Below are 16,088 nucleotides of genomic sequence, written 5' to 3'. Positions count from 1 at the left end.
TCGTTCGAGGTGACATATTGCGCTATGAGCAGCGCAGGGGCGGGGGGGTCAGAGCACGTCGCGCTCGGCGGGGTGATGGCACGCGACGCGGTGGGTGGGAGCGGAGGTCAGCACGGTCGGCGACTCCAGAACGGGAACGACCTCGGCGCAGATCTCGGTGGCCTTCCAGCAGCGCGTGCGGAAACGGCATCCGCTCGGCGGCGACACCGGACTCGGTACGTCACCGGTGAGCACGATGCGCTCGCGTGCCCGCTCGGCCCGGGGATCGGGCACCGGGATGGCCGACAGCAGCGCCTGCGTGTACGGATGCAGCGGTCGCTCGTACAGCTCGTCGACGGGTCCTTCCTCGACGAGCCGGCCGAGGTACATGACCCCGACCCGGTCGCTGAGGTGCCGCACCACGGACAGGTCGTGCGCGATGAAGAGGTACGTGAGCCCGAGGTCGCGCTGCAGGTCATCGAGCAGGTTGAGCACGCCCGCCTGCACGCTCACGTCGAGCGCACTGACCGGCTCGTCGAGCACGATGACCTCGGGTTCCACCGCGAGCGCCCTGGCGATGCCGATCCGCTGCCGTTGTCCACCCGAGAACTCGTGCGGGAAGCGGTCGGCGTGCGCGGGGTCGAGCCCGACCTGCGCGAGCAGTTCCTCGACGCGGCGGTCGTGGTCCCCGCGATGCAGCCCGTGGATCACGAGCGGTTCGGTGAGCGTCGCCCGCACCGACTTGCGCGGGTTCAGCGAGGCGTACGGGTCTTGGAACACGAACTGCACGCGGCGACGCAGTGCTCGCAGGCGCGTCCCCTCGACCCGGGTGATGTCGTCCTCGCCGAGTCGGATCGCGCCGCCCTCGCTGGACTGCAGACGGGCGACGCTGCGCCCGAGGGACGACTTCCCGCATCCGGATTCGCCCACGAGCCCGAACGTCCGTCCGCCCTCGATCGACAGGCTGACCTCGGACACGGCCTGAACCACGTCACGGGTCCGGCCGAAGAGTCCTCCGCCGACGCGGTACTCCTTCACGAGGTCCTCGACGACCAGACCAGTGCTCATGACGCGGCCTCCTTCTGCCACTCGCCGACCCGCACGCAGGCGGCCGTGTGCTCTTCGCCGACCACGACCGCCTCCGGCACGGCCACGTCGCAGCGGCCTGTCACCGCGTGGGCGCACCGCGGCGCGAAACGGCATCCGACGGGCCAGGCGGTGGCCACGGGCGGCTGTCCGGCGATCTGATAGAGCCGTTCGTCCCGCGACACCCGCCGGTCGATGCGGGGCAGCGAGGCCAGAAGCCCCGCCGTGTACGGGTGCGCGGTCTCGTAGAACAGCGGGTCGACGTCGGCCGTCTCGACCAGCCCGCCCGCATACATCACGAGCACGCGGTCGGCGGTGCCGGCGACCACCCCGAGGTCGTGCGTGATCAACAGCACGGTGGTGCCGGTGCGCCGCTGCACCTCGCGCAGCACCTCGAGCACCTGCGCCTGCACCGTCACGTCGAGCGCGGTCGTGGGCTCGTCGGCGATCAGCAGATCGGGTTCGTTCGCGATGCTCATCGCGATCATGACGCGCTGCCGCATGCCGCCGGAGAACTCGTGCGGATAACGGTCGACGCGCAGCTCGGGCGAAGGGATGCCGACCAGGTCGAGCAACTCGACCGCCCTGGCCCGGCGCTCGGACGCCGTCGACTCCGGACGGTGCACGCGCACGGCCTCGATCAGCTGTTCCCCGACACGCATGACCGGGTTGAGCGCGGTCAGGGCATCCTGGAACACGATCGCGATGTCCTTGCCGCGGATCTCCCGCAACTCGTCATCCGCGAGCCCGACCAGCTCCTGACCGCGGAAGCGGATGGACCCGGTGACGACGGCCTTCTTCGGGAGCAGGCCCATGATCGCCATCGCGGTCATCGACTTGCCCGAGCCCGACTCCCCGACGATGCCGACCGTCTCGCCCTCGTAGAGCACGAAGGAGACTCCCTCGACCGCCCTGGCGAGCCCTGCATCGGTCGGGAAGCTGATCGACACGTCCTCGACGGCGAGGAGCACCTCCCGCCCGCTCACAGGTTCTTCCCCTGCGGGTCGAGCGCATCGCGCAGTCCGTCGCCGATGAAGTTCACGCACAGCACGGTGATGAGGATGAACAGGCCGGGGAAGTACAGCAGATACACCTGGGGCGTACCGACGTAGCCGGCCGCCTGGCTCAGCATCGACCCCCAGCTGGTCTGCGGCGGCTGCACTCCGAAGCCGAGGAAGCTGAGCGTCGATTCGGCGATGATCGAGGAGGCGACGGCCAGGCTCATCGCGACGGCGATCACCCCCGCGAGGTTCGGCAGCAGGTGCGAGATCACGATGCGCGGCCCGGACGCGCCGATGCCCCTGGCCGCGTCGATGAAGTCCTTCTCCCGCAGCGAGAGCACCTGGGCGCGGACGACACGGGCGATGTAGGTCCAGCCCAGAGCGGTGAGCGCGAACACGATCGTCGTCGGCGAGGGCCCGAGCCCCTGGAGGATCACGGCGAGCAGGGCGATGGCGGGGACGATCAGGAACAGGTCGGTGATGCGCATGAGGAGCTCACCGATCCAGCCGCCGACGTAGCCGGCGATCGCGCCGAGGGCCGTGCCGACGATCGTGGCGAGCAATGCCACCGCGAGTCCGATCGCGAGCGACACCTGGCCCGCGAACAGGATCTCACTGAAGTAGTCGCGCCCGAGCTCGTCGGTCCCGAGCCAGTGCTCCGCCGACGGCGGCGTCGGTCCGAGCAGCAGGTCCTGTTGCCCCTGCGCGTAGGGTGCGATCAGACCGGCGCCGAAGCACGCGATCAGCAGGATCACGAGGACGACCAGGCTCACCACGCCGAGTCGGTGCCGGAGGAAGCCCTTCAGCAGCTGGCGGGTGGGGGCCTTCTGCGGGTCCTGCTCGGTGAGCAGCTCCTCGCTTCCGGCGATGCCTGCACCACTCATGACAGCCTCACTCTCGGGTCGAGCACCGCGTAGGCGATGTCGGCGATCAGATTGCTGAGGACCACCGCGACCGCGACCACGAGCATCCACGGCAGCAGCACGAACACGTCGCCGGCGACCAGGGACTGCAGGAACAGCCGCCCCATGCCCGGGATCGCGAAGATCTGCTCGGTCACGACGAGTCCGCCGATCAGGATCGCGGCATCCAGTGCCACGACCGTCACGAACGGCGCGAGCGAGTTGCGCACCGCATGCCGCCAGATGACCTGTCGCCGCGGGACGCCCTTCGCCCGTGCCGTGCGCACGTAGTCGCTCGACAGCGCGTCGAGCATGGCCGCGCGCCCGAACCGGCTCCAGGACGCGACGAGAGCGATCATCAGTGCGGCGACCGGCAGCACCAGATGGCGGATGTAGTCGAGCACGCCCGTCTGCCCCGGAGAATGCAGTCCGATGAAGAACAGGGGCGGCTCGCTGAGCCCGAACTGCTCCTTCGGCCACACTGCGAAGGTCTGGATGAGGATCAGCCCGAACCAGAACGCCGGCATCGCGATGCCGATGTACGAGGCTCCGGTGAGCAGGTTGTCGCCGAGCGAGTACTGCCGCACGGCCGAGTAGACGCTCACGCCTCCGGCGATCAGCACGGCGGCGACGAGCCCCCAGAACGCGAGCTGGAGGGTCGGCCACAGCGCCTCGCCGATCAGGGGCAGCACAGGGGTGCCGGTGCGGGTGCTCACCCCCCAGTCGCCTGTCACCATCGCACGCAGCCAGAGGAAGTACTGCTCGGGGATCGAGCGGTCGAGTCCCAGCCGCTCGATCTCCCGGGCGACCGCCGTCGGATCCTGCGCCTGCCGGAGCTTCGCGAGCGGATCGAACGTCGAGCGCACCGCCCAGAACAGGATGAACGAGGCGACGAGGATCACCGGCACCGAGTACAGCACTCGCCGTGTGATGAAGGTGATCACGTCGTCGCCCCGTCTCTGTCCTGGTCGTCGAGCCCGGTCGGCGTCAGCCGGCCAGACCCCATTCGGCGAGGTTCCAGAACGGTCCCTCGACCGGGTTGATCTGCAGGGGGCCGCCGACGGTGTCGCTCCACAGCAGCACGTTCGGCACCGTGTCCAGCGGCAGCGAGGGCACGTTCTCGGCGATCAGGGCATCGCCCTCGTGCGACGCCGCGATGCGGGCATCCGTGTCGATCTCGCTGTCGACCTGGCCGAGCAGGTCGTCCAGCCCGGGGATGTCCACGCGGTAGAAGTTGATGCCGGAGAAGCCGTTCGCCTCGCTCGGGATGTTGACCGAGGAGAACGTCGAGCTGAGCGTGGGGTCCGGGAACGTGTCGACGAGGGCCCAGAGCCCTGCCTGGAAATCTCCCTGCGGCGCGGTCGTCCCGAACAGATCGGCGGGAGTCACCTGGTCGATCGTCATCTCGAACCCGGCCTCGGCGAGCTGCGACTGCAGCACCTGCACGGTGAGGTCGCGGCGCTTGTTGCCGGCGAGGGTCTTGACCGCGAAGGTCGCCGTCTCGCCATCCTTCGCCCACACGTCGTCGGAGTTCTTGGACCAGCCGTCGCCCTCCATCAGCTCGTCGACCTTGTCGAGGTCGAGCGTGTACCGCGAGAAGTCGTCGGCGGCGAAGGGCGCGACCATCGGGGAGTTGAAGCTCTGCTGCGCTTCCTCGATGCCGAGGCTGCCGAACAGGCGCTTCACGATCGCGTCGCGGTCGATCGAGTACGCGAGCGCCTGCCGCACCGCGACCGAGTCGAAGGGGGCGGCGGCGTTGTTCAGCCAGATCGCCTCGAGGTTCCCGCTGCGCGCGTCGACCTGGGAGCGGATGCCGGGCAGCCCGGCCTCGATCTGCGTGAGCGCGTCGAGCTGCGGCGACGGGTAGAGCGCGCTGACCTGGCCGCTCTTGAGCGCCTGGAAGGCCGCAGTCGTGTCGGGCAGGAACAGGAACGTGACCTTGTCGAGGTGCGGCTTCTCACCCCAGTAGTTCTCGTTGGGCACGAGGGTGACCGAGGTTCCGCGGGTCCACTTCTCGATCTTCCACGGGCCGCCGCTGAAGTCGTAGCCGTCGGTCATGAGCGCGGCGCGGTCCTGCCCTTCGAGCAGGTGCGACGGCATGATGCCGTAGACGCTGAACAGCGTGCGCCATCCGGCATACGCGGAGCCGAGCGTGACGACCGCGGTCTGCGGATCGCTCGAGTCGACGGCGGTGATGCGGTCGTAGCCGGTCTTGTCGAAGATGTCGTCGCCATCGCGGATCTGCAGCGCGGTGTAGGCGAAGTCGGCCGAGGTGATGGGCTCGCCGTCCGACCACACCGCGTCGGGGTTGATCGAGTAGGTGATGGTCTGCGTGCCGTCGGCAGCGACCTCGGCGACCGGCTCCTCGGTGACGAGGTCGGACGGGACGGGCACCCATTCCTCATCGACCTGGCGGGTCTGGAAGACGGCGGGCATGGTCGGCACCTGCATGACGTAGGTGCCCCAGATCGACCCCGCGCACGTGGCGATCCAATCGGTGCAGTCGGGTTCCTGTTCGGCGCCGATCACGAGCTCGCCGCCGTCGACGACGGCGACCTCGCTGGGTTCGGGCGTCGCCGACGACGGCGCGCAGGCGGCGAGTGAGCCGACCAGCGCGGTGACGGTCAGCGCAGCGACGAGGATGCGGCGGGAGGCGGGTACAGCGGTGCGGAGCGGTGATTTCGACATGGACGGATCTCCAGTGATCGTGCGACTGAGGGACAGTGCGAACGTGCTGTCGTGCGGGTAATGGTCCGACTCTAGAACTGACGGGAAGAGATAGCAAGCCTTTTAGTCAATGTTCGTGACTAGTGGCGAGATTCGTCGTCCCAGCGTTCGCCGGCGAGGGTCCGCAGAGCGAGTTCGTGCATGCGGCGCTGATCGCGGGCGGCCCCCTCCAGGCCCGTCGGCTCATGACCGCCCTCGAAGATCTCGAGCACGACGTCACCGCCGCGCGCACGCAGACGGTCGACGTAGCCCTGCACGCCGACGACCGGGGTGCGGGTGTCGACGGAGCCCTGATTGATCCAGACCGATGCCGTGACGTCGTCGAGATAGGTGATGGCGGAGAAGCGCTCGACGAGCTCAGGCGGGACCCACGAGCTCCACACCGTGCGCACCGCGGGATTCATGGCCTCGATCGTCACCGACCAGTCGGCGACCGCCACGTGGGCGAAGCCACCCGCGAACAGCTCGGGGAGACGTCCGACACTGAGCAGGGTCATGTGCCCGCCGTACGACGCTCCGGTGATGAAGGTGGAGGCCGGATCGGCGAGGCCCTGCGCGCGCAGCCAGTCGACCGCCGCAGCGACATCCTCGATCTCCCGGTCGCCTCCGGCGTTCCAGAACCCCTCACGGAAGGCTCGCCCGAAGGTCACCGAGCCGCGGTAGTTCAGCGACGCGTAGGCGAAGCCGGCATCCAGCCACGCCTGGGCGGAGGGATTGTAGTGATCCACGGCGACCAGGTTCGGTCCGCCGTGGATCTCGAGCACGGTGCCCAGCGGCGCACGCCCCGCAGGGCGCCCAGACCACAGCTGCACCGCGGTGCCGTCGGCGCTCGTGACGAGGGTGGACGTGAGCGGCTGCCCTGGTGGGACCTCCGCGGGAGCGATGAGCGTCGACTCGCGACCGTCGTCGGCGACCTCGGTCACCTGCAACGGCACGTCCCAGCTCGAACGCAGCGCCCGGATCGCGCCACCGGGCGCGTAGTACGACGTCCAGTAGTAGGGATGCAGACTCGCGACGTCGGGCTCCGCGAAGCTTCCCCCCTCGAGGACCGTCCGCATCGAGCCGTCGGTCTCATCGAGTTCGAGCAGCCGATGGATGCCACCGTCGACGTGGAGGGCGAGGACGCGCCCCTCCGCGGCATTCCAGTCGAGGGCGATGACCTCTCCGGCGAGATCGGGCAGGTCGAAGTCGTATCGCTCGCCCGTGCGGACGTGCCAGATCGCCGGTCGCGAGAAGCCGCTGCGCTCGGTGTTGAGGAGCAGACGGTCATCTCCCCGCTCCGACGAGAAGCAGACGGCGCGAACGGGTCCGGCCGGCAGATCGTCGAGGGTGCCGACCGAGGCGCCGCTCGCGACGTCGACCACCGTGATCAGCGGACGACGGATGCCGGGGTTGTGGGCGGTCGTGTCGATCGAGACCAGCGAGGCGTCGCACGACGGCAGACCGAACCAGGCCTCGACCGGGTGGGAGTACACGACCCGCGGCTCGCCCCAGGGCGCCGCCGGGATCACCACCACGTGGAAGCCGTCCTCGTCCACGAGCGTGGCCACCAGGGCGGAGCCGTCGTGCGACATCTTCAGGCCGCGCAGGACGTAGGGGTCCCGGCCGGGCGTCAGAGCGACGCGTTCGCGGCCGTCGGGCGAGGTGGCGACGAGCGTTCCGACCTCGGAGCCGCCCCCGTCGTCGAGATCGATGACCCAGCGCCCGTCGTTCGTGACGATCGCGCCCGTGCTGACCTCGAAGGGAAGCATCTCGCCCGGAGCGTCCGGAGCGCGCCAGAGGCGTCCGCGAGCGCCGTCCGGATGATCCTCGACGACCAGGGCGAGGTCGTGTGCGCCCGCGGCGGGGCGAACGGTCATGAGGTACGGAACGGCGAAGCGCGCCTCGACCGCATCCGTCGTCGACTCTTCCCGGCTCTGCAGCATCCTTGCTCCCTCTCACCTGGTCAATGACGTTGACTATAACACTGGCTATGCAGGTCGTGAAAGGGATCCCGACAAGAGAGGCTCCCCGCGAGGAGCGGGGAGCCTCTGGATGCCGGCACTCGGCGAACGGCGCGCGGCGCGCGGCGCGCGGCGCGCGGCGCGTGAGTGAGTGAGTGCGTGCGTGATCCTGCGATCAGGGAACGCGCGCGCCCGACGTCTTCTCGCTCAGGTGCACCGCCGACAGCGCGGTGTTCACGTAGGTCGGGGTGAGCGAGCCACCCGCGGTCGGGTACAGCCACAGCACGGGCAGCGGCACCAGGTTCGCCGCGCCGTTGAGGATGCCGGTGTAGACGTACTCGACCGACCCGGTCTCTCCCGGCTCCGGAAGAGCCCCGACGCGCGTCCAGCCGTTGAGGTTGCGCTCCTCCGGGCGATAGCTGGTCGGTGTCGACACCCCGTTGCCCGCGCCCCACTGCACCGTGACCGTGACCACCCCCGAGGTGAAGCGTCCGTCGGCGGCGATGTCACCCGTGTCGGGGTCGAGCACCGTGAAACCGATGTTCTGTCCGACGTTCACCTGCACACGATGCGGCTGCGACACCGTCCACGTGCCCACCGACGTGCCGCCCTGCCACTCCGACAGACCGCCGCCCGGCGCCGCCAGCGGCTCCGGCGCACTCGCCGCGGCGAGCGGTGCCGCGATGGCCGCCGCGATCACCGGAACCGACCACGCGGCGCCGACCACGACGGTGCGGCGACTCACCGACGATTCCGGCAGCGCACGTGCCTCCGTGCTTTTCTCCATGACTATCTCCCCTGTCCAGGCGTCGGCGCGGCCTCTCCGCGCACTGCGACGATCACGGAGAAGGAGTCGAAGGCGTGCGAGAAGTGACGCGGCGTCCGAATCCTTGTTGTCGATGCCGCTGACAGACTCCGTGACAGGCGTGGGGTACCGTGATCTCTGCGTGACCATACGCGACGACGAACGGAGTGCTCCCGATGCCGACACGGAAGGCCGCGGAACCGGCGAAGACGCCGACACGCGCCACGAGCTCGACCCCCCGCCCCCGACGCGCCCGCGATTCCCTCAGCCGCGACATCATCGTCGCCGCCGCCGACCGCGTGGTGGAGCGGGACGGCCTCGACCGTCTCACCTTCCAGGCGATTGGCGAGGAGCTCGGCGCCCACCCGACCTCGATCTACCGGCACTTCCGCGACAAGGACGAGCTTCTTCTCGCCCTGATCGACACCCTCCGCGCCCGCTCCTACAGCGGCGGCCTGGTGGCGACCGACGACTGGCTCGACGACCTGCGTCGGCAGGCGCACCTGATCCATGACCACTACATGCGCTATCCGGAGTTCGCGTTGCAGATGGCGCTGCGCCGCCCGACCGACTTCTCATCGATGGAGTTCTCGATAGGGGCTCTGCGCCGCGGCGGATACGACCGCGAGCAGGCCGCACTGTATGCCCGCGCGCTGGGCCAGCTGATCCGCTCGGCGTCCAGCATCCAGGCCGCCTTGACCGCCCTCCCCACCGAGGTCCAGGACTCCGATGAGCTGACCTGGCAGATGGACTTCCGTCGACTCGACCCTGCGGAGTTCCCCGCGATCACCTGGGCCGGAGACACCCTCCCCGCGGTGCGCGACCCGCGAGCCTGGGAGACCGCGCTCGACCTGCTGCTCGAGAGCATCGAGCGCCACGCCCCCACGTCCTGACGTGCTCGTGCGCCATCCCCCGCGCACGCCCTGAAGGAGAACGCGCGTTGTGAAAGAGCGCTCTGGGCATGGGCTCCTTCAGAACGTGAGACCTCCTTCAGAGCGCGCGGGTCTCGACGGATGACAGCTCGTCGAGCATGCCCGTGAGCAGATCGATCCGCTCGATCATGGAGTCGACCGAGACCCACTCGTGGTCGGCATGCGCCCCGGCACCGCGGGGTCCGAGACCATCGAGGGTGCGAGCCCCGACGGCGGCGGTGAAGTTGCCGTCGGACGCACCCCCGGCCGACACCGCCTCGACCTCCGGATGACCGAGCCGTTCGGCGACGAGCCGTGCGCAGGCCAGCAGTTCCTCCGATGAGCTCTCCTCCATCGGAGGACGGTTGATGCCGCCGATGACCTCGACCCCCACCCCCTCGGTGTGCGGGTCGAGGCGCTGCATGGCGGCATCCACCCGCTCCAGCTCGTCGAGAGTCCAGGCGCGGACGTCGACGCGCACTTCCGCGTGCTCGGGGATGACGTTCGTCGCGGTTCCCGCCTGGGCGACCGTGGGGCTGACCGTGGTGCCGCGCTCGTCATCGGCGAGCGCCGGGAGCGAGAGAACGTGGTGCGCCAGTTCGATGAGAGCACTGCGCCCCTTCCACGGCTCCAGGCCCGCATGCGCCGCCCGCCCGGTGAGCTCGACACGGTAGATGCTGCCGCCGCGACGGGCGATCTTCAGTGCGCCGTCGAGACTCGGCTCCAGCACCAGCACCGTGCCGGCCCGGGCCGCTTCACGTTCGATGAGCGGACGCGAGGTCAGCGACCCCGTCTCCTCGTCGCTGGTGAGCAGCACCGCGACCTCATCTGGACGAGCGACCCGTTCGAGGACCGCTGCCATGATGACGATGCCCGCCTTCATGTCGAAGACCCCCGGGCCGGTCGCGCGGTCTCCGTCGAGACGGAACGGTCGCGAGGCGAGCGTACCGGCGGGGAACACGGTGTCGAGGTGCCCGAGCAGCAGGACGCGCGGCGCCGGTCCACCCCGCCACAGCAGGTGATCGACGCCCTCGACGGTCTCGACGACACCGGCACCGAGCACGGGATCGAGCCACGTACGCACCAGGTCCTGCGCGGCGGAGAGCCCCGCGGCATCTCCGGTCGGGGTCTCGATCGACACGAGCGCGTCGAGACGGGCGACGGCCTGCTCGTGCGGGCTCATGCGGCCACGTCCGCGAGGAAGGAGTCCAGCGCGACGGCCGTGGTCTCCGGCGCCTCTTCCGCGAGGTAGTGGTCCGCCTCGATCGCGGCTCCCACGATGCCGGGGGCGTATGGCCTCCAGGTCTCGAGCACGTCGAAGCTCCGCCCCACATAGCTGTGCGCGCCCCACAGCGCGAGCACCGGGATGTCGAGTGCGCGACCTGCGTCGCGGTCGGCGCGGTCGTGCTCCAGGTCGACCGTCGCCGCGGCCCGGTAGTCGGCGCAGGACGCGTGCACCGTGTCCTCGTCGAAGCAGCGCAGATACTCGTCGTACGCATCCGGGAGACGGTCGCCGTCGTGGCGCCGTCCGGTGAAGCGGCTGCGCAGCCACGTGTCCCGCGCGGACGAGATCAGCGCCTCGGGCATCCCGTCACCCCGCGCCAGGAAGAACCAGTGGAAGTAGGCCGTCGCCATCTCCCGATCGACATGCTCGAACATGTGGAGCGTCGGCACGATGTCGAGCACCGCGAGCGCGGTCACGGCCTCCGGATGGTCGAGCGCCAGGCGGTGCCCGACGCGTCCGCCGCGGTCGTGTCCGACGACCGCGAAACTTTCGTGACCGAGCCGGCGCATGAGCGCCACCTGGTCGCGAGCCATGTCCCGTTTGGCGTAGTGATCACCCCGGGGTTTGGCGGAGTCCCCGTAGCCGCGCAGGTCCGCTGCCACGACCGTGCGGGTCTCGGCCAGCACGGCGGCGACGGCCTCCCACATGGCCCTGGTCTCCGGATAGCCGTGCAGCAGCAGCACCGCGGGCCCCGAGCCGCGTATCTCGGCGGCGATCCCGATGCCGTCGCAGTCCAAGGTCGTCGTCGTGGGGGCCGAAGGTGTCATCATCGCTCACTCGTTCCGGTCTCGCGCGCGGTCCGCGTGCGGGTTCACTCATCAAGTCATTCCCGTTGACTATACCGCTGACCAGGAAAAGCGCCAGCTCCCGTCGCGCTTTCCCGCGCGATCGGATCGATCGACGCGCGAAAGTGCGACGGGAGCGGGGAATGGAGCGGAATCAGGGCAGCGCGGGGCCACCCGGACCGGCACCCGGGACGGGATAGTAGACCGGCGGGGTGTCGTCCCACGCCGAGGGCAGCATCAGCAGGTCGTCGTAGTGGTGCATGGCGATGCCCCCGAACGACGCGTCGCCATCGAACGCCGCGTACGTCTTGTCGAGCTCGCCCTCGAGGTAGGTTCGCCCCTCCTCCCAGAACGTCACCGTCTCGGGGTCACCCGTACCGGAGAGGTCTTTGGTCTCGATGCCGACCACGACCGAGTCCGGCTTGCCGATCTGATTCGCGTAGTCGATCTCGTGCTGCGCCTGGGCGATGATCCCCGCGCTTCCCTCAGCCGTGTCGCGGTAGTCCATGATCGCGATGTAGTCGGTCATGTCCTGGATGTGATCGCTGAGCGCCTTGGTCTGCCCGTTCCAGGTGATCGACGTGCAGCAGGTCGACGAGTCCAGCCAGCGCGGGATGGCGGGACCGACGAGCACCGGGAGCCCCGAGGCGTCGCGGCGCTCGATCAGCGTGTCGAGGATCTCGAGCCACCGGTTCGGGAGGCCGCCGTTCCCCGCCTCCTTCCAGGCACTGAGGATGTAGGGCTCGATGTCGACGTTGATGCCGTCGAAGCGCGCGGCCGCCGGCACGGCCAGGTTGTAGTCGAGCACCTTCTCGAACTCGTCGACCGCGAAGTGCTCGAACTGCTCCAGCGCACCGAGGTACGGCGGGCGAGTGCCTCCCGCGACCGTCGCCTGCACGTGGTATCCGCGCCCCCGCGCCCACTCCACGAACGCCGCGACCTCGGCTCGCGAGTCACGCAGCATGTCCGTGGAGCCGTACGCGTCGACGCCGAGGTAGATGGTGCGGACGGGGTCGGACCCGAAGGTCGCGGTGTCGTCCATCACGGTGCCGAGCCGATCACGCGCATCCTCGTCGAAGACCGCCTCGTAGGAGGCGCGCTCCCAGATCCACATCGCCCGGTCCTGGTGGTAGACGACCGGCGGTGCGGGGGTGGCGCCGCCGAGCGCGACGTAGGTCGTCGAGGAGTCCGCGGTGTGGCCGGAGGAGTCCGTCGCCCGCGCCTCGATGCTCGCGAATCCGGAGCCGGTGACCGGGAAGGATGCCGCATAGGCGCATCCGCCCTGCGCCGTCGCGCTCTGCCACGCCCCGCCGTTCAGCCGCACCTCGACGGCGTCGAGCGCACGGTCCGAGGCGACGTCGACCTCGACGTCGAGAGTCGTCCCCGCGTACGCCCCCTCGGACGGCGAGGTGATGGTGACGACCGGTCGGGAGGCTGCCGGGTTGTCGACCTCGACGGCGAGGAACTCCGACCACGTCGTGTAGAGCGTGGTGAGGTCGCGCGCCCGGACGGCGAGGTCGAGCCGCCCGTCGACGTCGGCGATGTCGATGTCGACCGTCCAGGAGCCCTGCGTGCCGGTGACCGGGATCGGGACGAGCTCCTGCGCGCCCACCACCAGAACCAGCTCGGACGTGTTCGCGAACGTGCCCTCGACCGTGAGCGTCGAACCGCTCACGGTGTCGCCGTCGACCGGCGACGTGATGGTGAGCTCGGTCGTGACGGCCTGCGCGGGCGCGGGCGCGCCCGCGGCGACCGCGCCTGCGGCGAGAAGGCTCGCGGCGACCAGCGCCGAGAACCAGCGTGTGCGTCTCATCGGTGTCTCCCTTCCGCTCCGCCGAGTGCGGAGGCGTCGTGACTGCCACCGTGACCCGGGACCCGGCGAGGGTCAACGATCCGCTGAGCAGGGGGAAGGAATCGAGGAAGGACTCGGGCAGGGCCCGGCCTCTGCGCACGGTGCACGCGCCGCACGGAGAGCGGCAGATCCTTGCCTGGGCATGCCGCAATGAATACGGTTGCATTGGAGAGCGCGGGGCATCCACGGCCGAGGAGGGCGACATGGGAGCTTTTCCCAACACGCAGCCGCTGTTCGTGAGCCTGGCGCAACAGCTCCGCGAGCGCATCAGAGCCGGCGAGTGGTCGACCGGCGAGCGCCTGCCGCCCGAGACCGCGCTGGCGGCGGCCCATGCGGTCGGGGTGAACACGGTCCGCCGTGCGATCGGGCTGCTGGTCGCGGAGGGCATCGTGGTGCGCCGCCAGGGCTCGGGCACGTACCTCTCCGCGCAGGACCGGCGCGCGCGGGCGGTCATCGGAGTGATCGTGCCGTCGCGTGCGTACTACTTCCCGTCGGTCGTCGGCGGCATCACCGAGGTCGCCGAGGCAGCGGGTGCGGCGCTGCGGGTGGAGTCCAGCGAGTACGACGACGCCCTCGAGGTCCGCCACATCCGCACGCTGCTGACCGCCGGCTGCACGGGCCTGCTCATCACGCCCACCCTGCACCTGGCCGACCCCTCCGCACGGCTCGACCTGCTGCGCGCGCTTCCGGTGCCGGTCGTGCTGATGGAGCGACTGCCCCGCGACTCCCCGCCCGACGACCGTCTCTCCGCCGTGTGCACCGACGTGGTGGCGGGCGGCTATGCGGCCGTGCGCCACCTGGTCGGGCAGGGGCGGCGGCGCATCGGCTTCCTCGGACGCCGAGACACCGCGACGGCCGACGCGGCCTGGCGGGGGTTCTGCCGCGCCGTCGACGACCTCGCCGTCGCAGACCTCCCGCTGGCATCCGTGCGGCGCGACGAGTGGTCGCCGTCATCACTCGCCGACTACGCCGAGACGGCGCGCACGCTGCGCCTGGACGGGGTGGTCTGCCTCGGCGATCGCGAGGCCGCCGCCTTGCTTCCCCACCTGCAGCGCACGGGGCTCAGCGTTCCCGACGACGTCGCGCTGGTGGCCTACGACGACGAGGAGGCAGCGGATGCCGTGGTGCCGCTGACCGCCGTGTCGCCGCCGAAGCGGGAGATCGGGCGCCTGGCCGCATCCACGCTGCTGCGGCGGATCGCCCGCTCAGACGGTGGCGCACCCGTGCGGATGATGGTGCAGCCGACCGTGCGCACCCGCGCCTCGACGGCGCCCGCAGGAAGCCCCTCAGGAAGCGGCGCAGTGCAATCGCTTGCATTGTCACCGGTCGCATCATAGATTGGGATGCAGGGACGCATCCGGCCCCCGCACACCAGAGGTGACCCGTGCCCGACACCCCGAGCCGCCGCTCCCCCCGCGCCCCCGTGCGCATCGTGCACCTCGGCCTCGGCGCATTCCACCGCGCGCACCAGGCCTGGTACACCGCACACGCCGACCCCGGACACGAGTGGGGGATCGCCGCGTTCACGGGCCGCTCACCCGCCGCGGCCACGGCACTCGACCGGCAGGACTGCGTGTACACGCTGGTCACCCGCGGCAGCGCAGAGAACACCACCGAGACCATCGAGAGCATCGTCGCCGCGCACGACGGCGCCGACACCGAAGCCCTGTGCGACTACCTCGCCCGTGCCGAGGTGACGGTGGTCACCCTGACGGTCACCGAGAAGGGCTACCGCCGAGCGGCCGGCGGCGGGCTCGACCTCGACGACCCGGAGGTCTCCTCCGACCGGAGTGTGCTGGCCGCCGCATTCACCGCGGACGCGCCGATCGTGGCACCGGGTGCGCTCGCGACCATGCCCGGGCGGCTCCTGTGGGGGCTCGAGGCGCGACGCCGCGCCCTGCCCGACGCGACCATCGCACTGATCCCCTGCGACAACATCGACGACAACGGCACCGCGCTGCGCACCGTCCTGCGCGACCTCGCGAACACCGTCTCCCCCGCGCTCGGCGACTGGCTCGAGGCGCAGGTCGATGTCGTGAGCACCTCGGTCGACCGCATCACCCCGCGCACCACGGCGGAGGAGATCGACGCGGCGGCGGCGCGCACGGGGGTCCGCGATGAGGCCCTCGTGGTCACCGAGCCCTTCCACAGCTGGATCCTCTCCGGGCAGGTCCGTGGGGAACGCCCGCGCTGGGAGGATGCCGGTGCGGCGTTCGTCTCCGACATCCGCCCGTTCGAGCGCCGGAAGCTCTGGCTGCTGAACGGCGCGCACTCCTCGCTCGCCTACGAGGGACTCCTGCGCGGTCACGAGACCGTCGCCGAAGCGATCGCCGACCCCGCCTGCGCCGCCCGCGTGCGGGAGCTGTGGGACCTGGACGAGGCTCTCCTGGCGCCCGCGGGGCCCGCTCTCGACCTCCCCGGCTACCGCGACGCGCTCATGGAACGGTTCTCGAATCCGGCCATCGCCCACCGACTGCGACAGATCGCGAGCGACGGCAGCGTGAAACTGCGCGCACGCGCGGTCGATCCGCTCCGGCGCGCGCGGGAGGAGGGCCATGACGACACGGCCGCACGGGCGCTCGTCGACGCGTGGGCGCGCTTCGTCGTCGCCGAGACCCGCGCCGGACGCACCCTCGATGACGTCGCGTCCGCCGAGCTGACCCGGCGCGCCCGCGCATCCGACCCGCGCCTCGCACTGATCGAGCTCCTCGCCCCCGACCTCGCCGCGGTCGCCTGACACCGCCGCCGGAAGCCGCCGGATCGAAACTGCGGGATCGAAAACGGTCCTCCGAACGCTTCCGGAGGACCGTTT

13 protein-coding genes are annotated in these 16,088 nt (G+C 70.3%); 3 read left to right on the top strand and 10 right to left on the bottom strand.

Annotated features, from left to right (window positions below):
- Positions 1–48: 48 nt before the first annotated feature.
- The 7 genes from LC041_RS13350 to LC041_RS13320 form a co-directional block, all read right to left on the bottom strand.
- On the bottom strand, positions 49–1,047 hold the full coding sequence (locus LC041_RS13350) for an ABC transporter ATP-binding protein (protein WP_226533578.1): 999 nt from the start codon (positions 1,045–1,047) through the stop codon (positions 49–51).
- Complete coding sequence (locus LC041_RS17385) at positions 1,044–2,051, bottom strand: ABC transporter ATP-binding protein (protein WP_226533577.1); 1,008 nt, start codon at positions 2,049–2,051, stop codon at positions 1,044–1,046. Before LC041_RS17385 ends, LC041_RS13350 begins: the two co-directional genes overlap by 4 nt.
- A complete protein-coding gene (locus LC041_RS13340) occupies positions 2,048–2,950 on the bottom strand; it encodes an ABC transporter permease (protein ID WP_226533576.1) in 903 nt (300 codons plus the stop codon). Before LC041_RS13340 ends, LC041_RS17385 begins: the two co-directional genes overlap by 4 nt.
- Complete coding sequence (locus LC041_RS13335) at positions 2,947–3,912, bottom strand: ABC transporter permease (RefSeq protein WP_226533575.1); 966 nt, start codon at positions 3,910–3,912, stop codon at positions 2,947–2,949. The genes LC041_RS13340 and LC041_RS13335 overlap by 4 nt, the downstream gene beginning before the upstream one ends.
- A gap of 43 nt (positions 3,913–3,955) precedes the next feature.
- Positions 3,956–5,656, bottom strand: a complete 1,701-nt coding sequence (locus tag LC041_RS13330) for an ABC transporter substrate-binding protein (protein WP_226533574.1) — start codon at positions 5,654–5,656, stop codon at positions 3,956–3,958.
- A 119-nt stretch (positions 5,657–5,775) separates the two neighbouring features.
- Positions 5,776–7,620 (bottom strand): alpha/beta hydrolase family protein, encoded by a 1,845-nt coding sequence (locus LC041_RS13325; protein WP_226533573.1) that lies wholly within the window; start codon positions 7,618–7,620, stop codon positions 5,776–5,778.
- A gap of 193 nt (positions 7,621–7,813) precedes the next feature.
- The gene (locus tag LC041_RS13320) at positions 7,814–8,425 is read right to left on the bottom strand and encodes a hypothetical protein (RefSeq protein WP_226533572.1); all 612 of its coding nucleotides are present in this window, start codon (positions 8,423–8,425) and stop codon (positions 7,814–7,816) included.
- Between the two features lie 194 nt (positions 8,426–8,619).
- Between LC041_RS13320 and LC041_RS13315 the strand changes: the two genes are divergently transcribed.
- Complete coding sequence (locus LC041_RS13315) at positions 8,620–9,336, top strand: TetR/AcrR family transcriptional regulator (protein WP_226533571.1); 717 nt, start codon at positions 8,620–8,622, stop codon at positions 9,334–9,336.
- A 97-nt stretch (positions 9,337–9,433) separates the two neighbouring features.
- Here the strand turns inward: LC041_RS13315 and LC041_RS13310 are convergent, their stop codons facing one another.
- From LC041_RS13310 to LC041_RS13300, 3 genes are all read right to left on the bottom strand, one after another.
- On the bottom strand, positions 9,434–10,537 hold the full coding sequence (locus LC041_RS13310; RefSeq protein ID WP_226533570.1) for a M20 family metallopeptidase: 1,104 nt from the start codon (positions 10,535–10,537) through the stop codon (positions 9,434–9,436).
- The gene (locus tag LC041_RS13305) at positions 10,534–11,409 is read right to left on the bottom strand and encodes an alpha/beta fold hydrolase (protein WP_226533569.1); all 876 of its coding nucleotides are present in this window, start codon (positions 11,407–11,409) and stop codon (positions 10,534–10,536) included. The genes LC041_RS13310 and LC041_RS13305 overlap by 4 nt, the downstream gene beginning before the upstream one ends.
- Positions 11,410–11,578: 169 nt before the next feature.
- Positions 11,579–13,237: an Ig-like domain-containing protein gene (locus tag LC041_RS13300; protein WP_226533568.1), complete on the bottom strand. Its 1,659-nt coding sequence runs from the start codon at positions 13,235–13,237 to the stop codon at positions 11,579–11,581.
- Between the two features lie 242 nt (positions 13,238–13,479).
- On the opposite strand from LC041_RS13300, the gene LC041_RS13295 reads away from it, so the two are divergent.
- Both LC041_RS13295 and LC041_RS17380 read left to right on the top strand, forming a co-directional pair.
- Positions 13,480–14,613 (top strand): GntR family transcriptional regulator, encoded by a 1,134-nt coding sequence (locus tag LC041_RS13295; RefSeq protein ID WP_226533567.1) that lies wholly within the window; start codon positions 13,480–13,482, stop codon positions 14,611–14,613.
- A gap of 47 nt (positions 14,614–14,660) precedes the next feature.
- Positions 14,661–16,013, top strand: a complete 1,353-nt coding sequence (locus LC041_RS17380) for a mannitol dehydrogenase family protein (RefSeq protein WP_226533566.1) — start codon at positions 14,661–14,663, stop codon at positions 16,011–16,013.
- Positions 16,014–16,088: the final 75 nt, after the last annotated feature.

It is taken from the genome of Microbacterium paraoxydans (genome assembly GCF_020524545.1).
In the GTDB taxonomy this organism is placed as follows: Bacteria; Actinomycetota; Actinomycetes; order Actinomycetales; family Microbacteriaceae; genus Microbacterium; species Microbacterium paraoxydans_C.
Note: the sequence above shows the minus strand (reverse complement) of the source record. Positions and strands in the feature narration are given on the sequence as shown.